The following is a 23589-nucleotide window of genomic DNA, read 5'->3' as shown; positions in this document are numbered from 1 at the left end:
AAGCGGGGGCAGGACTGACGCCCTCGCCTCCTCACGACCTCACGGCATTTACGCCGCGATCTTCTTCGCCTTCTCGACCGCTTCGTCGATGCTGCCGACCATGTAGAACGCCTGCTCGGGCAGGTGGTCGTATTCGCCGTCGACGATGCCCTTGAAGCCGCGGATCGTTTCCTTCAGCGGCACGTACTTGCCCGGCGAACCGGTGAAGACTTCGGCCACGTGGAAGGGCTGCGAGAAGAAGCGCTCGATCTTGCGCGCGCGCGACACGGCCTGCTTGTCTTCTTCCGACAGCTCGTCCATGCCCAGGATCGCGATGATGTCCTTGAGCTCCTTGTACTTCTGCAGCGTCGACTGCACGCGCTGGGCGGTGTCGTAGTGCTCGTTGCCGATGACGTTCGGGTCCATCTGGCGGCTGGTGGAGTCCAGCGGATCGACGGCCGGATAGATGCCGAGCGAGGCGATGTTGCGGCTCAGCGTCACCGTCGAGTCGAGATGGGCGAAGGTCGTCGCCGGCGACGGGTCGGTCAGGTCGTCCGCGGGCACGTAGACGGCCTGGATCGAGGTGATCGAGCCCGACTTCGTCGAGGTGATGCGCTCCTGCAGCACGCCCATTTCCTCGGCGAGCGTCGGCTGGTAGCCCACGGCCGACGGCATGCGGCCCAGCAACGCCGACACTTCGGTACCGGCCAGCGTGTAGCGGTAGATGTTGTCGACGAACAGCAGCACGTCCTTGCCGCGGCCAGACGCGTCCTTCTCGTCGCGGAAGTACTCCGCCATCGTCAGGCCGGTCAGCGCGACGCGCAGGCGGTTGCCCGGCGGCTCGTTCATCTGGCCGTAGACCATCGCCACCTTGTCGAGGACGTTGGAGTCCTTCATCTCGTGGTAGAAGTCGTTGCCCTCGCGGGTGCGCTCACCCACGCCGGCGAACACCGACAGGCCTTCGTGCGCCTTGGCGATGTTGTTGATCAGTTCCATCATGTTGACGGTCTTGCCGACGCCTGCGCCGCCGAACAGGCCGACCTTGCCGCCCTTGGCGAAGGGGCACATCAGGTCGATGACCTTGATGCCGGTTTCCAGCAGCTCGGTGGCCGACGACTGGTCTTCGTAGCTCGGCGCCGCGCGGTGGATTTCCCAATGGTCGGTCGCTTCGACCGGGCCAGCCTCGTCGATCGGACGACCCAGCACATCCATGATGCGGCCGAGCGTGCCGGCGCCGACCGGCACCGAGATGCCGCGGCCGGTGTTGGTCGCGATCAGGTTGCGCTTCAGGCCGTCGGTGGAACCGAGCGCGATCGCGCGCACGATGCCGTCACCGAGCTGCTGCTGCACTTCCAGCGTGATCTCCGTGCCTTCGACCTTCAGTGCGTCGTAGACCCTCGGTACTTCGTTGCGCGCGAACTCGATGTCGACGACCGCGCCGATGATCTGAACGATCTTGCCCTGACTCATTTGAGTGACTCCACTGATGTCTGTTTGATCTGGTGTCGGGATTGGGGATCCGGGATTCGAAAGGCGCGGTTCGCTGCACTTGCCAATCCCGATGTCCAACTCCCGGGTTCCGGCTCTTAAACCGCCGCAGCGCCGCCGACGATTTCGGAGATTTCCTGGGTGATCGCCGCCTGTCGGGCCTTGTTGTAGACCAGCTTGAGCGTGTCGATCAGCTTGGTGGCGTTGTCGCTCGCGGACTTCATCGCGACCATGCGTGCGGCATGTTCGGACGCCACGTTTTCCATCACCGCCTGGTAGACCAGCGATTCGATGTAACGCGTCAGCACGTGGCCGAGTACCGATTCGGCGTCCGGCTCGTAGATGTAATCCCAGTCGTGCTTGACCACCTGCGTCTCGGCGGCCGGCAGCGGCAGCAGCTGGTCGAAGCTGGCCTTCTGGACCATCGTGTTGACGAAGTGGTTGTAGGCCAGGAACACACGGTCGACGCGGCCGTCGTTGTAGCCGTCGAGCATCACCTTGATGATGCCGACCAGCTGCTCGACTTCCGGCGTGTCGCCGATGTGGGTAACGCTGCCGACCATGTCCACCTTCAGGCGGCGGAAGAACACCGTCGCCTTCTGGCCGATGGTCACCACGTCGACCTGCACGCCCTTGTCCTGCCAGGTGCGGATCTCGCCCAGCAGCTTGCGGAACATGTTGTTGTTCAGACCGCCGGCCAGGCCGCGATCCGAAGACGCGACGATGTAACCGACGCGCTTGACCTCACGCTCGACCAGGTACGGATGCTGGAACTCGGAGCTGGCCTGGGCGAGATGCCCGATCAGCTGCTTCATCGCGTTCGCATACGGGCGCGATGCCTTCATCCGATCCTGCGCCTTGCGGATCTTCGACGCGGAGACCATCTCGAGCGCGCGCGTCACCTTGCGAGTGTTCTGCACGCTCTTGATCTTCGTCTTGATTTCTCTGCCGCCGGCCATCTCATATCCCTGCTTGGGGCGGGTGAAACCCGCCTTGGCTTACCTGTGCTCACCGCATCGGACGGACAAACGTCCGCCGCGATCGCTTTACCAGCTGCCGGTGGTCTTGAAGTCGGAGATGCCCTGCTTGAAGGCGCCTTCGATCTCGTCGTTCCAGCCGCCGGTCTGATTGATCTTGCCGACCAGCTCGCCCGCGGTGTTGTCGAAGTGCGCGTGCAGGCCTTCTTCGAACGCGAGCAGCTTGGCGACCGGCACGTCGTCGAGGTAACCCTCGTTGACGGCATAGATCGTCAGCGCCTGGTGCGCGATCGACATCGGCTTGTACTGCTTCTGCTTCATCAGCTCGGTGACGCGCTGACCGCGCTCGAGCTGCTTGCGGGTGGCTTCGTCGAGATCCGAGGCGAACTGCGCGAACGCGGCCAGCTCACGGTACTGGGCGAGCGAGATGCGGATGCCGCCCGAAAGCTTCTTGATGATCTTGGTCTGCGCAGCGCCACCGACGCGCGAGACCGAGATGCCGGCGTTCACGGCCGGGCGGATGCCGGCGTTGAAGAGGTCGGTTTCCAGGAAGATCTGGCCGTCGGTGATCGAGATCACGTTGGTCGGCACGAACGCGGACACGTCGCCGGCCTGCGTTTCGATGATCGGCAGCGCGGTCAGCGAGCCGGTCTTGCCAGTCACGGCGCCGTTGGTGAACTTCTCGACGTACTCCTCGGACACGCGTGCGGCGCGCTCGAGCAGACGGGAGTGCAGATAGAACACGTCGCCCGGATAGGCTTCACGGCCCGGCGGACGCTTGAGCAGCAGCGAGATCTGGCGGTAGGCGACGGCCTGCTTGGACAGATCGTCGTACACGATCAGCGCGTCTTCGCCGCGGTCCATGAAGTACTCGCCCATCGTGCAGCCCGAGTAGGCGCTGATGTACTGCATCGCCGCCGATTCGGACGCGGTCGCGGCGACGACCACGGTGTGGGCCATCGCGCCGTTCTCTTCGAGCTTGCGCACGATGTTGGCGACGGTCGAGGCCTTCTGGCCGATCGCCACGTAGACGCACTTGATGCCGGTGGTCTTCTGGTTGATCACGGCGTCGATCGCCATCGCGGTCTTGCCGGTCTGGCGGTCGCCGATGAGCAGCTCGCGCTGGCCGCGGCCGATCGGGATCATCGAGTCGACCGACTTGTAGCCGGTCTGCACCGGCTGGTCGACCGACTTGCGCCAGATCACGCCGGGCGCGACGCGCTCGACCGGCGCGCTGAGCTTGGCGTCGATCGGACCTTTGCCGTCGATCGGCTCGCCGAGCGCGTTGACCACGCGGCCCAGCATTTCCGGACCGACCGGCACTTCGAGGATGCGGCCGGTGGTCTTGGCCACATCGCCTTCGCGCAGGTGCTCGTAGTCACCCAGCACCACGGCGCCGACCGAGTCGCGCTCGAGGTTAAGGGCGAGTGCGTATGTGGCGGAACCGTCCGCCGCGAGCGGCAGTTCGATCATTTCGCCCTGCATCACGTCGGCCAGGCCGTGCAGACGCACGATGCCGTCCGCGACCGAGGTCACGGTGCCTTCGTTGCGCGATTCGGCGCTCAGCTTGACCTTCTCGATGCGGGACTTGATCAGCTCGCTGATTTCGGAAGGATTGAGTTGCGTGGTAGCCATCGGGGGTTCCCTTGAGCCGGCGTTGCCGCCGACGTTGCAATTGAAAATCGTGTCAGTGCGTCAGAGCGGACTGCAGGCGCGCCAGCTTGCCCTTGAGCGAGCCGTCGATCACCACATCACCGGCCGAGATCACCGCGCCGCCGATCAGCGATGCGTCCACGGCCGTTTCGACCTGGACCTCGCGACCGAAACGACGCTTGAGCGCGGCGCGGATCTGCTCCACTTCTGCGTCCGGCAGTTCGGCTGCCGATGTCACCGTGGCCAGCACGATGTGCTCGGCCTCGGCACGCAATTCCTCGTACTGGCCGGCGATCTCCGGCAACTGTGCGAGGCGGCCGTTGGTCGCCAGCAACGCGAGGAAATCGGCGAACTTCTCGTCGACGCCCTCCGGTGCGAGCAGCGCGACGGCATCGTCGTGCGACAACGCAGGATGGCCGAGCAGCGCGGCCGCCTGCGGATCGGCAGCGACGCGGGCCGAGAACGCGAGCGCGTCCGACCACGGCGCGAACTGGCCGTCGTCACGCGCGATCGCGAACGCGGCGCGGGCATAAGGACGGGCGATCGTCATGGCCTGGCTCATCGGACTCAGATCTCCGCGGCGAGTTCGTCGAGCAGCGCCTTGTGGGCGTTGGCGTCGATCTCACGCTTGAGCAGACGCTCGGCGCCGGTCACCGCCAGGCTCGATACCTGACGACGCAGCTCTTCGCGTGCACGGGTGGCCGAGGCCTGCAGTTCGGCGTCGAAGATCGCCTTCTGGCGCAGGCCCTCGGTGACCGCTTCGGCCTTGGCGGCCTCGACGATCTGGAGACCGCGCTGGTGCGCCTGCTCGATGATCTCGTTGGCCTTCGCACGCGCGGCCTTGAGTTCCTCGTTGGCGGTTTCCTGCGCCTGTGCCAGCGCACGCTGGCTGTTGTCGGCCGCGGCCAGACCTTCGGCGATCTTCTTCTGGCGCTCTTCGATAGCAGCCAGCAGCGGCGGCCAGATCTTGGTCGCGATGATCCAGATCAGACCGGCGAACGCCAGTGCCTGGGCAATTAGGGTCAGACCGATATTCATGGGCTTGTGACTGCCTGTCGTGAAGGGATGGGCGCGCACGCGCGCCCCCTGTCATCCACCGGTGCGGTCATGCGCGAAGCATGCACCGCACTGGAAGCGTCAGCTGGATCAGCCCGCGAGCTGCGCAGCGACCGGGCCGATGAACGGCGAAGCGAACGCGAACAGCAGGCCGACGGCGACCGAGATGATGAACGCGGCGTCGATCAGGCCGGCGGTGATGAACATGCGGACCTGCAGCACCGGGATCAGCTCCGGCTGGCGCGCGGCCGACTCGAGGAACTTGCCGGCCATGATGGCCAGGCCCAGACCCGCACCCAGTGCAGCCAGGCCGATCATGATGCCGATGGCCAGAACGGTCGAAGCCTGGATCTGGGCGAACGAGGTCAGTGCGATTTCCATTGTTTTCTCCGGAGCGGATTGCTTGGTAAGGGTGAGACGGATGGGGTGGAACGAAACCGGTGTCGCGTGATGCTGCCGATCAGTGGTCGTCCTCGGCCAGGCTGAGGTAGACGATCGAGAGCATCATGAAAATGAAGGCCTGCAACGGAATGACCAGCAGGTGGAACAGCATCCAGCCGAGACCGAGTACGCCGCCGCCGAGCACGCCCAGCAGGCTCGCGCCGCCGAGGACCCAGATCAGCAGGAACACGATCTCGCCGCCGAACATGTTGCCGAACAGTCGCATCGCCAGCGAAATCGGCTTGCTCAGCCACTCGACGATGTTGAGGATCAGGTTGAACGGCACCATCCACTTGCCGAACGGCGCGAACAGGAATTCCTTGGTCATTCCACCCAGGCCCTTGGCACGCAGGGCGAAGAAGACCGTCAGGAAGAACACGCTGATCGACAGGCCGAGCGTCGCATTGACGTCCGCGGTCGGCACCGGCTTCCAGTACGCCACGCCCATCAGTTCGAGCGGCTTGGCGATGAAGTCCGCCGGAATCATCTTCAGCAGATTCATCAGCAGGATCCAGAAGAACAGCGTGATCGCGATCGGCGTCACGAGCTTGCTGGAGCCGTGGTAGGTGTCGCGGGCCTGCTTGTCGACGAATTCGAGACAGATCTCGACGAACGCCTGCCACTTGCCCGGCACGCCGGCAGTGGCCTTGCGGGTCGCCATCCAGAACGCGAACACCATCAGGCCGCCCATCAGCAGCGCGGTGATCAGCGTGTCCACGTGCAGCGTCCAGAAGCCGCCTTCGCCGGTCGACGCGGTCAGGTTCTGCAGGTGGTGCTGGATGTAGCTGGTTGGGGTCAGTTCCGCATCAGCTGCCATAAGATCGAAAACCCTGCCTGTGATTGGTTCAGTGCCTGGCCAGAGGCCGGGACATTGCGAGCAACTGCGCGAAGAGCGCGACGATGACCCCGGCGAGCATCGGAACCGGCGACAAACCCGCCTTCCCCACGCCCAGCAGCAGAACCGCCACCACCACGACCCACTTCAACGCCACCCCTGCCAGCAGCCGCGCAAGCGCGCCTGTCGACGGATTGACCCCACCCCCCAGCGCGATGACGCTCGACAGCCAGCCTCCGAGTGCGATCGCCGCACCGCCGAGACCCGCCGCCAGCGCCCAGTCGGCTCCCTTTGCGAGGAAGGCGAGCGCTGTCACCGCGACTGCAACCGCCTGCCAGGCAATTGCGCGCTGTGCCAGCCGCCGACCCACTGCGACGGACGTCAACACTTCAAAGGATTCCACTGTCTGGAGGACACGGGGCGCATGAATCGGCCCCGTCGAGCCGCAAAAGTATAGCAGCGGGCCCATTTCCCCCACAACCGGCGGAGGTCCTGTTTCGTCATGCGGCCCGGGGGGCGACCGCAGGACACCTGGAGACTCCCGCATTCACAATTTTGTCGGCCTTTTTTCATCAAACCCTGGAACTTCGCTGCGCCGCGCCAGTCGTACCCAATGTGTCCGATCTGCCGTCCTTCCTCGTCGGTCCCGTCTGCAGATCGCCACCCCGAGCCCCGGCCCGCCGCCGGGGCTCTTTTTTTTCGCAGCGCGGCCTGGCGCGCACCGGCCTTTTCGGGCGCCGTATCGACGGGAAGCAGCACCGGTCCCGTGAAGGCTTCACGTCGGAATGACTGCGGGTTAACGAACATCGCCCGCCTCCCCCAGGAAGACTTCCCGATGTCACGACCCGTTTCACGCCTCGCACTCGCCCTGCTTTCAACCGCCATCCTCGCCACGTTCGCCACTGCCGCGCAGGCGCAGAGCCGTGACGACCGCTTCGTGCTGCGTCTGAGCGCGTTCAACCCGGAAGCCGAACTCGGCTTTTCCGGTAATGGCGTCGTGACCGACGGCACCGACGACGCCACCTTCGGCTTCGACGAAAGCTTCGACACCGGCCGCGAATGGCGCCCCCGCGGCGCGATCGGCTTCCGCATCAGCGAGCGCCAGGCGCTGATCGGCAACTTCTACGACTACCGCCGTGACGAGACCTGGGAGTACGGCGGCAATGTCCTCGACACCGGCACGATCATCCCGGGCGGCGAAGCCATCGAGATCCCGTCGGCGCGCATCGACGGCCGCCTGTCGTTCCGCCTGGCGAACCTCAATTACGAGTACGCCGTGGTCAAGAACGACAGCTTCGAGTGGGGGCTGGGCCTGGGCGTGACCTATGCCAAGCTCGAAGCCACCGCCAACGGCAGCACCACCGGCACCGACCTGCTGGATCCGGAATTCGAGAGCATCGGCTGGGAGCGCGATGGCGTGTCGCCGGGCCTGCACACCCGCCTGACCTGGACGCCGGCCGAGCGCTGGACCGTGGGCCTGGAGGCGCAGTACCTGGATACGACCTGGGGCAACATCCTCGACGAGGAAGGTCATTTCGAGCGCGGCGGCCTGCTGGTCGAGTACATGGTCAGCGAGCGCGTCGGCATCCACGTCGGCTACGACTGGTTCCGCCTGAAGCTCAAGGACCAGTACCGCGGCACCGCGCGCGCGCCGTCGGGTGTCGATGCGGGTCCGTTCCCGTACTCCGGCGAAATCACCGGCGATCTGAATGTCCACGGCCCGATGGCCGGCGTGACGTTCCGCTTCTGATCGCGGCACGCATCCACGCGCCCGGTACCAGGCGCGTGGACACAGAAAAGCCCCGGCATGCCGGGGCTTTTTCTTTGGCACGGATGCGACGTCCGGCGCCTTTACTTCTTCTTCGGGATGTACAGGTCGGTGATCGTGCCGTCGAACACTTCCGCCGCCATCGCCACCGATTCGCTGAGCGTGGGATGGGGATGGATGGTGTGGCCGATATCGGCGACTTCGGCGCCCATCTCGATCGCCAGACCCGCTTCGGCGATCAGGTCACCCGCATGCACGCCGACGATGCCGGCGCCGACGATGCGGTGCGTGGCCTCGTCGAAGATCAGCTTGGTGAACCCCTCGGTGCGACCGATGCCGATCGCGCGACCGCTGGCCGCCCACGGGAACTTGCCCACGCCGACCTTCAGGCCCTTGGCCTTGGCTTCGGTCTCGGTGATGCCGACCCACGCGATTTCCGGATCGGTATAGGCGACCGACGGAATCACCCGCGCCACCCATTCCTTCTTCTCGCCGGCCGCGACTTCGGCCGCGAGCTTGCCCTCATGCGTCGCCTTGTGGGCGAGCATCGGCTGACCGACGAGATCGCCGATCGCGAAGATGTGCGGGACGTTGGTCCGCATCTGCGCATCGACGGAGATGAAGCCGCGGTCCGAAACACGCACACCGGCCTTGTCGGCTGCGATCTTGCCGCCGTTGGGCGTGCGGCCCACCGCCACCAGCACGCGGTCGAAAGTCTTCGTCTCCGGAATGCTCTCGCCTTCGAACACGACATCGATGCCGTTCTTCGCGGCCTTCGCTTCGACGACCTTGGTCTTGAGATGGGCCGACACGCCCTGCTTCTTCAGGCGATCGGCAAGCGGCTTCACCAGATCCTTGTCGGCGCCAGGCATCAGCTGGTCGGCGAGTTCGACGACCGTCACTTCGGAACCGAGCGCGTGATAGACCGTCGCCATCTCGAGCCCGATGATGCCGCCGCCGACGACGAGCAGCTTCTTCGGCGTTTCCGCGAGTTCCAGCGCGTCGGTCGAATCCATGACGCGCGGGTCGTCCCACGGGAAGCCAGGCAGCTTCAGCGCCTGCGAGCCGGCGGCGATGATGCATTGCTCGAAACGCACGAGCTGGGTCTTGCCGTCGGCGCCGGTGACTTCGATCTCGTTCGGCGACACGAACAGGCCTTCGCCGGTGACCACGCGCACCTTGCGCTGCTTGGCCATGCCGGTCAGGCCCTTGGTCAGCTGGCCGACGACTTTTTCCTTGTAACCACGCAGCTTGTCGAGGGCGATCGTCGGCGTACCGAAATCAACGCCATAGTCGCTGGCGTGCTTGGCCTGGTCGATGACCTCGGCCGCGTGCAACAGCGCCTTCGACGGAATGCAGCCGACGTTGAGGCAGACGCCGCCGAGCGTTTCGTAACGCTCGATCAGCACGGTATCGAGGCCGAGATCGGCGGCGCGGAACGCGGCTGTGTAGCCGCCCGGGCCTGAGCCGAGCACGACGACGCGGCATTCGACATCGGCAGTGCGGCCCGACGACGGCGCGGCCTTGACCGCATCCGGCTCGGCCGGCGCAGCGTGCGAGCGCGCGACCGGCGGATGGCTACCGGGCGATTCGCTCTTCTTCGGAGGTGCCGCTTCTGTCTTCTCGGGCGCAGCGGCCTTCGTGTCGGCGGCAGGCGCATCGCCCTCGGCCTCGATCACCGCAACCACGCTGCCTTCCGACAGCGTGTCGCCGACCTTGACCTTCAGTTCCTTGATGACACCCGCACTCGAGGCCGGCACTTCCATCGTCGCCTTGTCCGATTCCAGCGTGACCAGGCTCTGGTCCTTGGCGACGGTGTCGCCAACCGCAACCAGCACCTCGATCACCGGCACGTCGTCATAGCCGCCGATGTCGGGGACTTTCACTTCGAGGGTCTGGGCCATCACGGGTTCTCCGGAGTCTGCTGCGTGGGGTCCGGCGCCGCGATGCGCGACGCCGGGCGACGGGCCCAGGTCAGCGAATACAGATCGTGGCGGCGGTCGTTGAGGTTCTGCACGGTGCCGTCGTTGCGGGCGACGACGAGATCGTTGAGACGCAGATCGGCGAACGCGACCTGCTCGACGTTCGGCGTGGTGTCGGCGGCGATGCCGTCACGCGCGAACGGGAAATCGCAGGGCGTCAGGATGCAGCTCTGCGCGTATTGGATGTCGAAGTTGTTGACGCCGGGCAGGTTGCCGACGTTGCCCGACAGCACCACGTAACACTGGTTTTCCACAGCGCGCGCCTGCGAGCAGTAGCGCACGCGCAGATAGCCTTCGCGGGTATCGGTACAGAACGGCACGAACAGGATCATCGCGCCCTGGTCGACCAGGTGCCGGCCGAGTTCCGGGAACTCGCTGTCGTAGCAGATCATGACGCCGATCGGCCCGCAGTCGGTCATGATCGCCCGCGCACTGTCGCCGCCGCCGATGCCCCACCAGGTGCGCTCGTTGGGCGTGGGATGCAGCTTGTCGCGGGTGTGCAGCGAGCCGTCGCGCAGGGCGACGTAGCAGATGTTGCGCACGTTCGCGTCGGGGCCGTCGCTGGTCCGCGTGGGATGCGAGCCGCCGATGATGTTGATGTTGTGGCGCACCGCGAGTTCGCTGAGCAGCGCGGCGAAGCGCTCGGTGTAGCCGGTCAGCGCCAACAGCGAATCCTGCGGCGACAGCGGCTTGTTCTCGACCGACAGCAACTGCAGCGTGAAGAGCTCGGGGAAGACGACGAAATCGGCACGGTAATCGGCCGCGATGTCGACGAAGTACTCGACCTGGGTGGCGAACTCTTCGAACGAGGCCACGCGGCGTTGCTGGTACTGCACCGTCGCCACGCGCACCGAATCGGGGAGCTGGCGCGCGGTGCCGGTCGTGCGCACGTTCGGGTCGATCTTCGGATTGCGCCAGACCAGGTGCGCCGCGTAACCGCGCGATTCGCGATCGGCCGGCTGGTAATTGCGCAACAGGCCGATGAACTCGAACCCGTTGCTGAGCTGGAAGCTCAGCGCGCGATCGCGAATCCGGCCCGCGCGCACGTCGGCGACGTAGGCGTGGGCGTCGTTGCCGTAGGCCTTGGCGCGGCGCGAGAAGCCCGGCAGGCGCCCGCCGAACACGATGCCCTTGAGGCCGAGTTCCTGGCATAGGCGCTTGCGCAGCTCGTACAGACGGCGACCGATGCGCAGCCCGCGATACGCGGGATCCACGCAGACTTCCATACCGTAGAGCCAGTCACCGGTGGTCAGATGGCGCGCGCCATAGCCCCCGCCCGAGATCTCGGTCCAGCGGTGCGGCGCCATCGCGCTCGCCTCGTCGATCCGGAACGTGGCGCAGTAACCGACCGCCACATCCTCGTAGCAGGCGACGAACACGCCCTGCGGAAACTGGGCGACCTGCCCGGTGAGCATCTCGGCCGTGTAGCCGCCTTCCTCGCCGTAGACCGTGTCCGACAGCGCGACGATCGCCGGGATGTCGGCGACCGTCGCATGACGGACGGTCAGCCGCGCCTTTTCCCGCGTGGTATCGCTGGTCACCGGCACGCTTACAGCAGCACGCGACGCATGTCGCCGAGCAGCTGCGCCAGCGTCGCGGTGAAGCGCGCCGCGGCTGCGCCATCGATCACACGGTGGTCGTAGGACAGCGACAGGGGCAGGGTCAGGCGCGGCTGGAAGGCCTTGCCGTCCCAGACCGGCTTCATGGCCGACTTGGACACGCCGAGGATCGCGACTTCGGGTGCATTGACGATCGGGGTGAAGCTGGTGCCGCCGATGCCGCCGAGCGAGCTGATCGAGAAGCAGCCGCCCTGCATGTCGGCCGGGCCGAGCTTGCCGTCGCGCGCCTTCTTCGCCAGTGCGGACATCTCCTGCGAGATTTCCATGACGCCCTTCTTGTCGGCGTCGCGGATCACCGGGACGACGAGACCGTTGGGCGTGTCGGCGGCGAAGCCGATGTGGAAGTACTTCTTGAGCGTGAGGTTCTCGCCGGTCGCGTCGAGCGAGCTGTTGAAGCGCGGATACTGCTTGAGCACCGCGACCGAGGCCTTGATCAGGAACGCGAGCATGGTCAGCTTGACGCCGGCCTTCTCGTTTTCCTTGTTGAGCTGCACGCGCAGCGCTTCGAGATCCGTGATGTCAGCATCGTCGTGCTGCGTGACGTGCGGGATCATCGCCCAGTTGCGTGCGAGGTTCGCCGCCGAGATCTTCTGGATGCGGCCCAGTTCCTGGACCTCGACCTCGCCGAACTTGGCGAAATCGACCTTCGGCCACGGCAGCAGGTTGAGACCGCCGCCCGCCGATGCCGGCGCGCCGGAGGCAGTCTTCGCACCACCGCCCTGCAAGGCATTCTTGACGAAGGACTGCACGTCCTCGCGGATGATGCGGCCGCCCTTGGCGCTGCCCTTGAGCTGGGTCAGATCCACGCCGAGCTCGCGTGCGAACAGACGCACCGCTGGACTCGCGTAGGGCACCTTGTCGGGGAGGATCGCATCGGCATCGAAGCGCACCGGCGGGTTGCCGCCGCCCGGCACGCGATGCTCGATCGAGGCTTCGGCGATCTTGTCGGGCTTGGCCTGCGCCGCGACGGGTTCGACCGCGTTGTCGTCGGTGCCCTTGGCCGGCGCCGCCGCCGGCTCGGACGCCGCGGCAGGTGCATCGCCCGCGGCTTCGATGATCGCGACCACGGCGCCTTCCGACAGCGTGTCGCCGACCTTGACCTTGAGTTCCTTGATGACACCGGCGACCGAGGCCGGCACTTCCATTGTGGCCTTGTCCGATTCCAGCGTGATCAGCCCCTGATCCTTCTCGACCGTGTCGCCGACCGCGACCAGCACTTCGATCACCGGCACGTCGTCGTAACCGCCGATGTCGGGGACCTTCGATTCCTGGGCGCCGCCACCGCCGGACTGTGCCTTCGGCGCCTCGGCCTTCGCAGCCGGCGCGGCTTTCTCGGCGGCAGGCTTTTCGGCCTTCGGGGCTTCGGTCTTCGCTGGCGCTTCGGCTTTCGCCGGTGCCTCGGCCTGAGCGTCGCCGCCGTCGGCTTCGATGATCGCGACCACGCCGCCTTCCGACAGGGTGTCGCCGACCTTGACCTTCAGTTCCTTGATCACGCCCGCGAACGGCGCCGGCACTTCCATCGTGGCCTTGTCCGATTCGAGCGTGACCAGCCCCTGGTCGACCGACACCGTATCGCCGACGGCGACCAGCACCTCGATCACCGGGACATCGTCAAACCCGCCAATGTCGGGAACGCGTGCTTCTTTCAGGTCGGCCATGCGGCCCTCCGGGCATCTCGTGACCGGCTATTGTGCGGCCCAGCAGGGTTCACGCCAACTGTTGCATCGCGTACGGACGCGCATGGAATGCGATGCATGTACGGCCCACCTCGGACCCCTGTGTGCGCCAGACGCCGATGACAGAACGCTGCGTCACGTTCGCGATGTTCGTGTGTCGTACATCGATTTTCCGACTCCGCAGCTGGGCGCCAGCCGCATCGAAAGCGGCTTTCCGATGAACTGCCCGCGCAGGTTTCCGAAGGCATCGTGAAGCGTTGTGCACGCTTCAGAAAGCGGAAATCGTCTATTCAGGTTCCGATTGCGAGCATGGCGCCGCCTTCCCGCAGAGGAAGGTCGCAGCGCTGCCCCCGCACGCCGCGACACGTTGCAACGCCGGCCCCGCGACACGGTCCGGCCTTCAAGAAGGAGCACACCCCATGCTGAAGTCCAACAAGCGCGTTCTTGCTCTCGCCACTCTGGCCAGCTTCGCTGTTTCGTCGGTCGCATTCGCCCAGGACGCCGGTGACACCGCGTCCGGCAAGCGCTTCTCGGTCGTCGGCGGCGCCACCCTGCTCGAGCCGACCAACCGCAGTGCCAACGACGGCGTCGAAGTCGATGGCGGCCCGGCACCGACCGCGTCGGTCTCGTACAACTTCACCGACAACATCAGCGCCGAACTGTGGGGCGCGCTCGACAAGTTCGACCACCGCGTCCGCAACGATGCCGGAAAGGTCGGCACCGTCGAGCAGCAGCCGATCGCGCTGAGCGGCCAGTACCACTTCGGCCAAGCGGACAACACCTTCCGTCCGTTCGTGGGTCTGGGTTATCACCACTCCAACATCAGTGGCGAAGACCTCAACCCGGGCGGCGAGCACGTCAGCCTGTCCACGCCGAAGGGCGCGATCGGTACCGTTGGCGTCGACATGAACATCACCCCCACCTGGTTCGCCCGTGCCGATGCGCGTTACCTGCGCAGCCGCGCTGACGTGAACCAGGCGGGCGTCTCCACCGGTCAGGAGCTCAAGCTCGACCCGTGGACCGTGGGTGTCGGTATCGGCGCACGTTTCTGACCTCTCTCCCAGAGTCGTGCACCAGGGAAGACCCGCTTCGGCGGGTCTTTTTTTGGGCTGGTTTCGGGGTTCCGGATTCGAACGCGAAGCCGGTTACAGCCAGCGGCCCAGCCGCCATTGCAGCAGCACTGCATACATCGCGTGGTAACCCACAACAAGCCCGGCGACCGCGAACAGACCGGCCGGCTCGCCCAGTGGTCCCCACGCGGCCAGCGCCGCGGTATCGCCGCGCATGCGCTCCCAGGCCTGCCAGATACCGGCGAATACCCGCGCAACAACGACCAGTGTCAGCGCCAGGACCAGCCAGCGGTTCGGCGTGTACCAGACCTGGCCCGGGCGGTGCTCGACGCGCGTGAGAGCCCAGCCCATCCCACCCAGCGCCAGTCCGGTCAGCACGCCGAGCGCGGCATACGGAAACGCGTGCGCGACGAACAGTTGAGCGATACCCATGCCGCCGAGGAACACCAGCGCCGACGCCGGAATCAGCCAGGCGTTGAGCCGGGTCAGCCAGCGTGGTGGGCGCCGGCGCGACGTGCCGACGCGATAGCGGTTCCACAGCGCCAGCGGCCACAGCAGAAGCAGCAGCGCGAAGATGGCGAGCAGGACCACAGCGAGCAGCAGAAGAGGCATCGAGGTCTCGCAGATTCCGGCGTATCGAGGACGGCATGATCGGCGATCCAGCGCGCGACCACGATGAAAGGGGACGCGCTTACGGCGGCGGGGTCCCGTCGAGACGCTTGATCTCCGCGTCCACCGTGCCAGCTTCCGACAGCACCTTTTCACGACGGAACATGTAGAGGCCGCTGGCGACGATGATGCCGGCGCCCAGCCACGTCATGCCGTCGGGCAACACCTGCCAGACGAACAGGTCCAGCAGCACGACCCACAGCAGCGCGGTGTATTCCAGCGGCGCGACCTGGCTGGCCTCACCGAGCCGGAACGCATGCGTCAGGCCCACCTGGCCCAGCGCGCCGGTCACGCCGATCAGCGCGAGCACCCACCCGTGTTCACGTTGCAGCGGCTGCCAATCCGGCCATGCCAGCGCACCGGCGAACACCGCCATCAACACCAGGAACCAGAACACCAGCGCTTCGGGACTGTCGCGCTGGGCGAGCTTGCGCACGGTGATCGACGCGATCGCGTAGCACAGCGCACCGCCGACGACCGCCAGACCCGCCAGCGTCGCCATGCCTTCGCCGGTCGGTCGCAGCACGACCAGCACGCCGACGACGCCGAGCGCGATCGCGGTCCAGCGCCGTGGCCCGACCTTCTCGCCGAGCAGCGGCACGGCCAGCGCGGTGACCATCAGCGGCGACACGAAGACGATCGCGTAGGCCGTCGACAGCGGCATCCGCGCCAGGCCATAGACGAAGCCCGCGATCATGCCGACGCCGAGAATCCCGCGCAGCAGATGCAACGGCCAGTGGATGCGCAGCAGCGTGCCCGCGCGCCCGCGCAGCAGCAGCCAGCCGACGATCAGCGGCAGCGTGGTCAGGCTGCGGAAGGTGGCGACCTGGAACGCGGAGTAGTCTTTGGCGATCCACTTCATGCCCGCGTCCATGCCCGCGAATGCGAGCACGGCGAACAACATCCACATCGCGGCGGCGCGGGCATCGGTGGGGGCGGAAGAAGCGGACATGACGATGGGTGAGGCGGTGGTGCGGATGCGCATCCTCGCATGGGCGGGCGAGGTGGGCTGCGTCGGGACGTGCTGAACTCTCTATATCATCCAGCCAATCACCGATCCGCATTGCGTCTCCGCAAGCAGCCCACCCAACCCTCCCCCGCACCGCGGGGGAGGGTTGGGTGGGGCAAGCGGTCCGAGTCCGGCACTGCCTCCGCTCGTGCGAGTTCGTCGGTGAGATCGCGCCCGGTGTATTGCTCCGGCACGCACGGTTCGCCCCCATCCCGGCCTGCCCGGCCCGGCGAAGCACGCCGGGCATTCGATCGATCCACGCGGCGGTGCCGCGCAAGCGGACCACTCTCATCCCCCGCTCGCGGGGGAAGGTGCAGAGCACTCAGCCCTTCAACGTCGCCGTATCGATGACGAAGCGGTAGCGCACATCGCCCTTGAGCATGCGCTCGTAGGCGGTGTTGATGTCGGCGATGCCGATGCGCTCGATGTCGGAGACGATGCCGTGTTCGGCGCAGAAGTCGAGCATCTCCTGGGTCTCTCGGATGCCGCCGATCAGCGAGCCGGTCAGGCGGCGGCGCTGCATGATCAAGGAGCCTGCGGCGACCGGCGCGGGCTGGTCGGGCACGCCGAGCAGGATCATCGTGCCGTCGACCTTCAGCAGCGACAGGTAGGCGTTGTAGTCGTGCGGCGCGGACACGCTGTCGACGATGAAGTCGAAGGTCTTGGCCAGCGTCTTGAACGTCGCCTCGTCAAGCGTCGCGGCGAAATCGTGCGCGCCGAGCTTCAGTGCATCGTCGCGCTTGGATTCGGACGTGCTGAGCACCGTCACGCGTGCACCCATCGCGACGGCGAACTTCACCGCCATGTGGCCGAGACCGCCGAGGCCGACCACCGCAATCGCGTCGCCGGCCTTGACGCCGAAATGGCGCAACGGTGAGTAGGTGGTGATGCCGGCGCACAGCAGCGGCGCCGCGGCGTCGAGCGGCAGAGATTCCGGCACGCGCAGCACGTAGTCCTGGTCGACGGTGATGCGGGTGGAATAGCCGCCGTAGGTCGGCGCGCTGCCGTCGCGTTCCATCGCGTTGTAGGTGCTGGTCATGCCCTGCTCGCAGAACTGCTCCTCGCCCGACTGGCATTGCGCGCAGGACCGGCAGGAGTCGACGAAACAGCCGACGCCGACGGTGTCGCCGATCTTGAACTTCGTGACCTCGCTGCCGACTTCGGCGACATGGCCGACGATCTCGTGGCCCGGGACCATCGGAAAGATCGAGCCGCCCCACTCGTCGCGGACCTGGTGCAGGTCGGTATGGCAGACGCCACAGAATGCGATATCGATCAGGACCTCGTGGGCGCGCGGCGCGCGGCGCTGGATCGTGGTCGGCGCCAGCGGCGAACTGGCGTCGGCGGCAGCATAGGCGGGGGTATCGAGCATGGCGGCGCCCTCTTCATGGCGGTTGGGGGATTGGCCATCTTGCGCTCCTTGGCACGTCGCTGACACCGCAGTGGCGGAACAGCCCATACCGCCCGTGCGGTAATCTGCGCGCCTTCGTCCCACCTGCAGGTGCCCCATGCCTTCCTTCGATATCGTCTCCGAAGTCGACACCCACGAGCTGACCAACGCCGTCGACCAGGCCAATCGCGAACTGACCACGCGCTTCGACTTCAAGGGCGTCGAGGCCTCCTACGAACTCGACGAGTCGACCATCAAGCAATCCGCGCCGAGCGACTTCCAGGTGCAGCAGATGACCGAAATCCTGCGCCAGCGCCTGGCCGCGCGGAAGATCGACGTGAAGTGCCTGGAGTTCGGCGACATCGAGACCAACCTCGCCGGCGCGCGGCAGACCGTCACCGTCAAGCAGGGCATCGAGCGCGACCTGGCCAAGAAGATCCAGAACACGCTCAAGGACGCCAAGCTCAAGGTCGACAGCCAGATCAACGGCGACAAGCTGCGCGTGAACGGCAAGAAGCGTGACGACCTGCAGGCCGCGATGGCCCTGCTGCGCGGCGCCGAGTTCGACCTGCCGTTGCAGTTCGACAACTTCCGCGACTGATCCGCATGTTTCCGAGCGCCGACCCGATCGCCGACACCCGCCTGTGGCTGGAGCGCGCGGTGATCGGGCTGAACCTGTGCCCGTTTGCCAAGGCCGTCGTGGTCAAGGACCAGGTGCGTTTCGTGCTGAGCGACGCGACCACGCCAGAAGCCCTGCTCGAAGAACTCGGCGAGGAGCTGCTGCGCCTGCGCGACACACCGGCCAGCCAGATCGACACCACGCTGATCGTGCATCCGCAGGTGCTGGGCGATTTCCTCGACTACAACGATTTTCTCGACGAGGCCGATGGTCTGGTCGAGGCGCTGGAGCTCGACGGTGTGCTGCAGGTCGCGAGCTTCCATCCCGACTACCAGTTCGCCGGCACCGCCCCCGACGACATCGGCAACTACACCAACCGCGCGCCGTATCCGACGCTGCATCTGCTGCGCGAAGAGAGTGTGGCGCGCGCGGTGGAGGCGTACCCGGAACCGGACAGCATCATCGACCGGAATCTCGGCACGCTCGAAACACTGGGACATGCTGGATGGGCGCGGCTGTTCACCGAGGCGAACTGAGAGCAGCGCCAAGCGCGGTCGCGTCGCGTCCCTGGCCACGGCAGAGACGTCAGCTCAGTGCGCTGGCGCTGTGTGCTCGGGGAGGCTCTGGAGTGCCTGCGGTTGTAGGGCCTGCTGTCGTTCCACCTCAGGCGTCTGCGCAGCGGCCTGATCGCGCGCGGTGAGTCGCGCCTGACCTTCGGCCAGCCATGTCTGCGCGCCTGCCGTCTCCATCAGTGCGGACGACGCCTGTTTCGCGGTCTCCGTATCCCCCTGCCTGACCGCCGAGAACAGACGTTCCAACGCGGCGCCTGTGCCACCTGACAGCAGCGCGGACTGCGCCTGCAATGTTGGCGCTTCGACCTTCCGGTCAGGTTCGCGCAGCATCTCCCGCGCGGCCGCTTCCTGTTCGGCGACGTGACGCTCAAGGCTGGGCAGCACGGCCGATGCCATGCCGTGGCGACCGACCGCTTCTGACAGCGCCGGGCCGGCCTCGCGTACAAGTTCGATCGCACCGGACCAGCTCTGGATACCCTGCGGCGTGCGCGGGTCGAAGCTGAGTGCGCCGCCGACGATCACGCCGCTCAGCCCGCCGAGCCCCGCACCGGCCGTTGGCGCCTGCGCCGTCACCTGCGTGAGTTGCGCGCCTGCGACATCGAAGCCGGCATCCAGCCGCTCGCCGACGTAGACCAGCTGATTGCGCGCCTGGGTGCCGACCGCGCCAGTGCCCACCTGGACACCGTCTGCGAGGGCGCCGGCCATCTCGCGCCGGCCCTGCGCCGCAGCGCGCCCCTGTTCGATCGCAGCCGCGGCTTCGCTTCGGTTGCGTTCCAGCGCGGCATCACCTTCTGTCTCGACACGCTCCGCGCGCGCGTACAGACCCTCGCGCCATCTGTCGGAGAACACGCCCGCCGCATCCCCCACGTTGCGCAGAAGACCGCCACGCGCGCTCGCAACACCTGCCTGCGCCCAGCCTTGCGCATGATCAATCGCCGCCGCGCCATGCGCGCCCACCATCCGCGCCTGCGCGGTGAATTCCCCCATCGCCTGCGTGCCCTGCGACAGCACGACGCCGGCGCCCTGCCAGGTCCGGTCGATGTGGGCGCCGGCGAGCGCTGTTCCGGTGCGCGCCGCATCACCCGCATTCGCGAGTCCGTCGCCCAGCGCGCGGCCTCCGTTGGCGATCACTTCACCCGCCTGCGCGCCGGCATTCGCACCGCGCGCGCCCATCGCGAGCACAGTCAGGATCGGTCCGCCCAACTGATGCAGCTCAGCCATCGAGGCGCGGTTCTCGCGCGCGACGAGGGTCTGTTCCTGTTGCGTCATCGCGATCAGCGGCGGCATGCGTTTGCCTGCGGCCTCGGGCATATCCCGAATCATGGAGGCGGCTTCGCCGCGCTCGAGCGCTTCGAGCAGTGCGCGCACGGCGGGATGTGAGGTTTCGGGGATGCTTGGGAGCAGCCTTTGTTCGAGATAGTCACGGCCCGCCGGCGTGCTTTGCACGGCGGCCGCGCCATGGGTGATCAGCGTCGCCATGCGATCGCGTTGCAGCTCGCTCATGCCACGGATGTCCTGCTGCACGCCGTCGTTGAGGATTTCGCCTTGCACCTGCCAGGCGGTGACGGTGTCTTTCGTGTCGAAGAGCGACGGTCCGTCCCGTCCTTTCAGGAAATTGGGTGCCGTATCGGGATGCAGCCCTGCAGCGTTGAAGGTGACCGTGCGCATGCCCGTTACCGCGGAGGCTGCCGACGCCATACCGCCACCCAGACTGTGACCGGTGATATCGAAATCGAGTCCTGCGCGCTTGAGCATTTCCGCCAACGCCATAGACCTGGTGTAGTAATCGGCTTCCAGTCCGATCGACTGCGGCAGGTTGTTGCCGATGAAATCCTCGAGCGAGGTGTCCCGCAGCTCGCCATTCTCGACAACATGGCCTCTCGATCCTTTGAAGACGAGCGTCGGCTTGAAGCCGGGCCCGAGTACAGCGGGGTCCGGAACATAGATCTCTGCACGGAATCCGGATTTCTCAGGGTGCAGCAGATCCAGGATTTGCCCATCGTCCAGTTGAAGCCCGGGAAGCATCTCGCGCAGCAGAGCAGGCGTCGCACTGACGCGCATCCAGCCCGGCGGTGGCTCACCGGCACCTTTGGCCGCGTCGTAGCCGTCATGGGACAGACCGGCCATCTCCTGCGCGTGATGGGTCGCCTCGAGCCTGTCCGCTTCGGCTGCTGCATCGTTCAATCCGCTGGAGCGCAGCGCATCCAGCAGACGCTGCCGTTCCGCATGTTGCGTCGTCATGTCTCGCCTCCGTCGTCATCCATGTCTGGAAGGGGAATCTGATCCTCGCTGTCAGGAAATCCGAACGTCGCCCGCATCTTCCGGAAGTGCTCCGGCATCGGCGGCCGCTCGAAGCCATTCGCCAACAACCAGCGCTGGCACTTGGTCTGCCAGTCCGGATCATCGGGATTTCCGGGGTGCCAGAAGATCGCTTCGATCGCGTGCGAGTCGGCACGCTGCACCGGCCTGCTGAACGAGTACTGCAATGACGGGTCGGCGCCGTGCTCCAGGAGCCAATGCGCCATTCGAAACCCGCCGAGACCGGTATAGGTTGCGAGGATCGTGCTGCCGGGTGAGGCCTGCACATTGACGTCAGCGCCCCGCTCGACCAGCAACTGCACGTTCTGCCACTGGTTGCCCTGTACGAAAGCCTGGAACAGCAGCGCTTCGCGGTTGGAATTGCGCGTGTCCGGATCTCCGCCGTGTTCCAGCAGGGTCTGCAGATAGATGGGATCCTTCTGTTGTGCGGCCCAGACCATTGCATTGTTGTGGTGCCGGGAGCCGCGATCCTTCGTCTCGTAGGTCTTGAAGACATTCGGATCCGCACCGCTTTCCAGCATTGCGCGCAGACCGTCGGGATTGCCGCGATAGATCGGCCACGCGAGCATCGGGGTGCCGCCGTCGCGGCCCCAGAAGACGCCGTCGGGATCGACACCTTCGTCACGCATCAGTCGGCGGACCGCGGCCGCATCGCCGCTCCCGGCTGCGGCTGCCAGCGCCTGCAGTTTCGGATCGTCGAAGGCGCGCGCGGCCGCGGCACGCTCGCCCGAGGTGTCGGCAGGTGGGACGGCCAGCACGCAGCCGGACAGGGCGATGATCGATACCGCCAGCCACAATGTCATCCACCATCCGGCCGCCGGGGCGAGCCACGGCAACGTGCGGACGTGGCGACCTGATTGATCCTTCGTGTCCATTCCGACCTCGGCGCTTCCGTACGCGATCGGGTCGAGGGTAGCGCAGGCGCGCGAGCGGGCAATGCCCGCGCCGGTGCAGGGAATTCCTGACCCGAACGCTGCACGGGCGGGACCACTGGCCAGCAGGCTATCAACACATAAAAATATGTTTATACAATAGCGTTCATCCCGGCTCGCCCCTCTTCCCCATGTCGCACGACCACGATCACAGCCACGCACACGGCCACAGTCATGCGCCGTCAGTCTCCGCCGCCAACGAACGCGTGGTGCTGACCGGCTTCGCGCTGACCGCGGGCTTCATGCTGGTCGAGGTCGTCGGTGGCGTGCTGTCGGGTTCGCTGGCGCTGATCGCCGATGCCGGCCACATGCTCACCGATGCCGCCGCGCTGCTGCTGGCCTGGGTGGGTTTCCGCATCGGGCGGCGCGCGTCCGATGCGCGGCGCACCTTCGGCTACATGCGCTTCGAGGTGCTGGCCGGTCTGGTCAATGCGGTCACGCTGTTCGCGCTGGTGATCTGGATCGTATGGGAAGCAATCCAGCGACTGCGCAGTCCGGGCGAAGTGCTGGCCGGACCGATGCTCGCGGTCGCGGTGGTCGGCCTGCTGGTGAACTGCCTGGTGTTCTGGATCCTGCATCGCGGCGACCAGTCGCACGTCAACATCAAGGGCGCGACGGTGCACGTGCTTGGCGATCTGCTCGGCTCGGTCGCGGCGATCATCGCCGCGCTGGTGATCCACTTCACCGGCTGGATGCCGATCGATCCGATCCTGTCGGTGCTGGTGTGTCTGCTGATCCTGCGCAGCGCCTGGGCGTTGCTGCGCAGCGCGTTCGACATCCTGATGGAAGCCGTGCCGCCGGACATCGACATCGCCGTGCTGCAGGATCACGTGCGCCACACTGTGCCGGGCGTCGCCGATGTCGACCACGTGCATGTGTGGTCGATCACCTCGGGCAAGGTGCTGGCGACACTGGAACTCACGCTGGCCGATGACGCGCAGCCGGCGCTGGTGGTGCCTGCGGTCAAGCGCGCGCTCGCCGAGCGGTTCGCGATCGGGCACGCGACTGTCGAGGTCGTACACGTACCACAAGCGCAATGCGCGCTGGAGCGACAGCGCAGCGGCGATGCGCATGCGCATGCGCATGCGCACGATCACGCGCATCACCACGATCACGACGGCATGCGCGACCACCCGCACGACACGCCGCACGCGTCGGGGCCTACGCGGTGATGACCGTCGACGATACGCGGCTGGCGCTCCTCGCCGAGACCTTCAAGCTGCTCGGCGATCCCACGCGTCTGCGCGTGCTGCTGACCTGTCTCGACGGTCCAGTCGCCGTCGGCGAAATCGCACGTCGTACCGGCGCCTCGCAGCCATTGGTCAGCCATCACCTGCGATTGCTGCGCGGCGCGCGGCTGGTGCGCGGTGAGCGTCAGGCACGCCAGATCCTGTACGAAGCCGACGACGCCCACGTGCAGGACATGCTGCGCGACATGCTCGACCACACCGGCGAGCACGCCTGACTAGTTATTGCGTCTGTTCACGCCGTCCGCAGACGCTGTGCCCACACTGCACTTGCCGACCGTCGCTGAG

At 66.3% G+C, this 23589-nt stretch carries 22 protein-coding genes; 6 read left to right on the top strand and 16 right to left on the bottom strand.

All coding sequences use genetic code 11. The features are described 5' to 3' along the window. Positions 1 to 48: 48 nt before the first annotated feature. The 8 genes from atpD to AC3IRM_RS01985 form a co-directional block, all read right to left on the bottom strand. Complete coding sequence (gene atpD / locus AC3IRM_RS02020) at positions 49 to 1449, bottom strand: F0F1 ATP synthase subunit beta (RefSeq protein WP_310155917.1); 1401 nt, start codon at positions 1447 to 1449, stop codon at positions 49 to 51. A 116-nt stretch (positions 1450 to 1565) separates the two neighbouring features. Then, positions 1566 to 2426, bottom strand: a complete 861-nt coding sequence (gene atpG / locus AC3IRM_RS02015; protein WP_489204649.1) for a F0F1 ATP synthase subunit gamma — start codon at positions 2424 to 2426, stop codon at positions 1566 to 1568. A gap of 87 nt (positions 2427 to 2513) precedes the next feature. Further along, complete coding sequence (gene atpA / locus AC3IRM_RS02010; RefSeq protein ID WP_489204648.1) at positions 2514 to 4079, bottom strand: F0F1 ATP synthase subunit alpha; 1566 nt, start codon at positions 4077 to 4079, stop codon at positions 2514 to 2516. A gap of 52 nt (positions 4080 to 4131) precedes the next feature. Next, entirely contained in the window at positions 4132 to 4659 is a 528-nt protein-coding gene (locus AC3IRM_RS02005) for a F0F1 ATP synthase subunit delta (RefSeq protein WP_489204647.1), read from the bottom strand. Positions 4660 to 4664: 5 nt separating this feature from the next. Beyond that, positions 4665 to 5135, bottom strand: coding sequence for a F0F1 ATP synthase subunit B (locus AC3IRM_RS02000; RefSeq protein ID WP_310155929.1), 471 nt, complete (start codon positions 5133 to 5135; stop codon positions 4665 to 4667). Between the two features lie 108 nt (positions 5136 to 5243). Further along, positions 5244 to 5534 carry a F0F1 ATP synthase subunit C gene (atpE, locus tag AC3IRM_RS01995; RefSeq protein WP_159681455.1) on the bottom strand — a complete coding sequence of 97 codons (291 nt, stop codon included), beginning with the start codon at positions 5532 to 5534 and terminating at the stop codon, positions 5244 to 5246. Between the two features lie 79 nt (positions 5535 to 5613). After that, positions 5614 to 6411: a F0F1 ATP synthase subunit A gene (gene atpB, locus AC3IRM_RS01990; RefSeq protein ID WP_489204646.1), complete on the bottom strand. Its 798-nt coding sequence runs from the start codon at positions 6409 to 6411 to the stop codon at positions 5614 to 5616. A gap of 28 nt (positions 6412 to 6439) precedes the next feature. Then, on the bottom strand, positions 6440 to 6817 hold the full coding sequence (locus AC3IRM_RS01985) for an ATP synthase subunit I (protein ID WP_310155935.1): 378 nt from the start codon (positions 6815 to 6817) through the stop codon (positions 6440 to 6442). A 447-nt stretch (positions 6818 to 7264) separates the two neighbouring features. Between AC3IRM_RS01985 and AC3IRM_RS01980 the strand changes: the two genes are divergently transcribed. Then, on the top strand, positions 7265 to 8179 hold the full coding sequence (locus AC3IRM_RS01980) for a hypothetical protein (RefSeq protein ID WP_489204645.1): 915 nt from the start codon (positions 7265 to 7267) through the stop codon (positions 8177 to 8179). Between the two features lie 101 nt (positions 8180 to 8280). Here AC3IRM_RS01980 and lpdA read toward each other — a convergent pair whose 3' ends face one another. The 3 genes from lpdA to aceF are packed head-to-tail and all read right to left on the bottom strand — an operon-like array spanning position 8281 to position 13456. Continuing rightward, positions 8281 to 10101 (bottom strand): dihydrolipoyl dehydrogenase, encoded by a 1821-nt coding sequence (gene lpdA, locus AC3IRM_RS01975; protein ID WP_489204644.1) that lies wholly within the window; start codon positions 10099 to 10101, stop codon positions 8281 to 8283. Next, positions 10101 to 11720, bottom strand: coding sequence for a GNAT family N-acetyltransferase (locus tag AC3IRM_RS01970; RefSeq protein ID WP_489204643.1), 1620 nt, complete (start codon positions 11718 to 11720; stop codon positions 10101 to 10103). Before AC3IRM_RS01970 ends, lpdA begins: the two co-directional genes overlap by 1 nt. Positions 11721 to 11728: 8 nt before the next feature. Then, positions 11729 to 13456: a dihydrolipoyllysine-residue acetyltransferase gene (gene aceF / locus AC3IRM_RS01965; RefSeq protein WP_489204642.1), complete on the bottom strand. Its 1728-nt coding sequence runs from the start codon at positions 13454 to 13456 to the stop codon at positions 11729 to 11731. A 437-nt stretch (positions 13457 to 13893) separates the two neighbouring features. Here aceF and AC3IRM_RS01960 point away from each other — a divergent pair, with 437 nt between their 5' ends. Further along, the gene (locus AC3IRM_RS01960) at positions 13894 to 14526 is read left to right on the top strand and encodes an OmpW/AlkL family protein (protein ID WP_232137421.1); all 633 of its coding nucleotides are present in this window, start codon (positions 13894 to 13896) and stop codon (positions 14524 to 14526) included. A gap of 93 nt (positions 14527 to 14619) precedes the next feature. Here the strand turns inward: AC3IRM_RS01960 and AC3IRM_RS01955 are convergent, their stop codons facing one another. The 3 genes from AC3IRM_RS01955 to AC3IRM_RS01945 form a co-directional block, all read right to left on the bottom strand. Continuing rightward, positions 14620 to 15156 carry a DUF1453 domain-containing protein gene (locus AC3IRM_RS01955; RefSeq protein ID WP_489204641.1) on the bottom strand — a complete coding sequence of 179 codons (537 nt, stop codon included), beginning with the start codon at positions 15154 to 15156 and terminating at the stop codon, positions 14620 to 14622. A 79-nt stretch (positions 15157 to 15235) separates the two neighbouring features. Beyond that, the gene (locus AC3IRM_RS01950; protein ID WP_489205802.1) at positions 15236 to 16192 is read right to left on the bottom strand and encodes a DMT family transporter; all 957 of its coding nucleotides are present in this window, start codon (positions 16190 to 16192) and stop codon (positions 15236 to 15238) included. Between the two features lie 352 nt (positions 16193 to 16544). Beyond that, a complete protein-coding gene (locus AC3IRM_RS01945; RefSeq protein ID WP_489204640.1) occupies positions 16545 to 17594 on the bottom strand; it encodes an NAD(P)-dependent alcohol dehydrogenase in 1050 nt (349 codons plus the stop codon). Positions 17595 to 17730: 136 nt separating this feature from the next. Between AC3IRM_RS01945 and AC3IRM_RS01940 the strand changes: the two genes are divergently transcribed. Both AC3IRM_RS01940 and AC3IRM_RS01935 read left to right on the top strand, forming a co-directional pair. Beyond that, positions 17731 to 18213: a YajQ family cyclic di-GMP-binding protein gene (locus AC3IRM_RS01940; RefSeq protein ID WP_489204639.1), complete on the top strand. Its 483-nt coding sequence runs from the start codon at positions 17731 to 17733 to the stop codon at positions 18211 to 18213. Positions 18214 to 18218: 5 nt separating this feature from the next. Continuing rightward, the gene (locus AC3IRM_RS01935; protein ID WP_489204638.1) at positions 18219 to 18767 is read left to right on the top strand and encodes a DUF1415 domain-containing protein; all 549 of its coding nucleotides are present in this window, start codon (positions 18219 to 18221) and stop codon (positions 18765 to 18767) included. A gap of 54 nt (positions 18768 to 18821) precedes the next feature. Here AC3IRM_RS01935 and AC3IRM_RS01930 read toward each other — a convergent pair whose 3' ends face one another. Then, the gene (locus tag AC3IRM_RS01930; RefSeq protein ID WP_489204637.1) at positions 18822 to 21044 is read right to left on the bottom strand and encodes a Tle-like phospholipase domain-containing protein; all 2223 of its coding nucleotides are present in this window, start codon (positions 21042 to 21044) and stop codon (positions 18822 to 18824) included. After that, positions 21041 to 22216, bottom strand: coding sequence for an ankyrin repeat domain-containing protein (locus AC3IRM_RS01925; protein WP_489204636.1), 1176 nt, complete (start codon positions 22214 to 22216; stop codon positions 21041 to 21043). Before AC3IRM_RS01925 ends, AC3IRM_RS01930 begins: the two co-directional genes overlap by 4 nt. On the opposite strand from AC3IRM_RS01925, the gene AC3IRM_RS01920 reads away from it, so the two are divergent. Together AC3IRM_RS01920 and AC3IRM_RS01915 are read left to right on the top strand one after the other, a co-directional pair. Continuing rightward, positions 22186 to 23226, top strand: a complete 1041-nt coding sequence (locus AC3IRM_RS01920; protein WP_489204635.1) for a cation diffusion facilitator family transporter — start codon at positions 22186 to 22188, stop codon at positions 23224 to 23226. The two genes, AC3IRM_RS01925 and AC3IRM_RS01920, sit on opposite strands and share 31 nt — an antisense overlap. After that, a complete protein-coding gene (locus AC3IRM_RS01915; protein ID WP_489204634.1) occupies positions 23226 to 23519 on the top strand; it encodes an ArsR/SmtB family transcription factor in 294 nt (97 codons plus the stop codon). The genes AC3IRM_RS01920 and AC3IRM_RS01915 overlap by 1 nt, the downstream gene beginning before the upstream one ends. The last annotated feature ends 70 nt before the right edge of the window (positions 23520 to 23589 follow it).

It is taken from the genome of Luteimonas sp. KH_071 (assembly GCF_057838005.1).
This window is presented reverse-complemented; position numbering and strand designations above follow the sequence as displayed.

Excerpts from the sequence above, each read along its gene's own strand:
- atpD (WP_310155917.1), bottom strand. The coding sequence starts at position 1,449 with ATGAGTCAGGGCAAGATCGTTCAGATCATCGGCGCGGTCGTCGACATC.
- atpG (WP_489204649.1), bottom strand. The coding sequence starts at position 2,426 with ATGGCCGGCGGCAGAGAAATCAAGACGAAGATCAAGAGCGTGCAGAAC.
- atpA (WP_489204648.1), bottom strand. The coding sequence starts at position 4,079 with ATGGCTACCACGCAACTCAATCCTTCCGAAATCAGCGAGCTGATCAAG.
- AC3IRM_RS02005 (WP_489204647.1), bottom strand. The coding sequence starts at position 4,659 with ATGAGCCAGGCCATGACGATCGCCCGTCCTTATGCCCGCGCCGCGTTC.
- AC3IRM_RS02000 (WP_310155929.1), bottom strand. The coding sequence starts at position 5,135 with ATGAATATCGGTCTGACCCTAATTGCCCAGGCACTGGCGTTCGCCGGT.
- atpE (WP_159681455.1), bottom strand. The coding sequence starts at position 5,534 with ATGGAAATCGCACTGACCTCGTTCGCCCAGATCCAGGCTTCGACCGTT.
- atpB (WP_489204646.1), bottom strand. The coding sequence starts at position 6,411 with ATGGCAGCTGATGCGGAACTGACCCCAACCAGCTACATCCAGCACCAC.
- AC3IRM_RS01980 (WP_489204645.1), top strand. The coding sequence starts at position 7,265 with ATGTCACGACCCGTTTCACGCCTCGCACTCGCCCTGCTTTCAACCGCC.
- lpdA (WP_489204644.1), bottom strand. The coding sequence starts at position 10,101 with ATGGCCCAGACCCTCGAAGTGAAAGTCCCCGACATCGGCGGCTATGAC.
- aceF (WP_489204642.1), bottom strand. The coding sequence starts at position 13,456 with ATGGCCGACCTGAAAGAAGCACGCGTTCCCGACATTGGCGGGTTTGAC.
- AC3IRM_RS01960 (WP_232137421.1), top strand. The coding sequence starts at position 13,894 with ATGCTGAAGTCCAACAAGCGCGTTCTTGCTCTCGCCACTCTGGCCAGC.
- AC3IRM_RS01955 (WP_489204641.1), bottom strand. The coding sequence starts at position 15,156 with ATGCCTCTTCTGCTGCTCGCTGTGGTCCTGCTCGCCATCTTCGCGCTG.
- AC3IRM_RS01945 (WP_489204640.1), bottom strand. The coding sequence starts at position 17,594 with ATGCTCGATACCCCCGCCTATGCTGCCGCCGACGCCAGTTCGCCGCTG.
- AC3IRM_RS01940 (WP_489204639.1), top strand. The coding sequence starts at position 17,731 with ATGCCTTCCTTCGATATCGTCTCCGAAGTCGACACCCACGAGCTGACC.
- AC3IRM_RS01935 (WP_489204638.1), top strand. The coding sequence starts at position 18,219 with ATGTTTCCGAGCGCCGACCCGATCGCCGACACCCGCCTGTGGCTGGAG.
- AC3IRM_RS01930 (WP_489204637.1), bottom strand. The coding sequence starts at position 21,044 with ATGACGACGCAACATGCGGAACGGCAGCGTCTGCTGGATGCGCTGCGC.
- AC3IRM_RS01920 (WP_489204635.1), top strand. The coding sequence starts at position 22,186 with ATGTCGCACGACCACGATCACAGCCACGCACACGGCCACAGTCATGCG.
- AC3IRM_RS01915 (WP_489204634.1), top strand. The coding sequence starts at position 23,226 with ATGACCGTCGACGATACGCGGCTGGCGCTCCTCGCCGAGACCTTCAAG.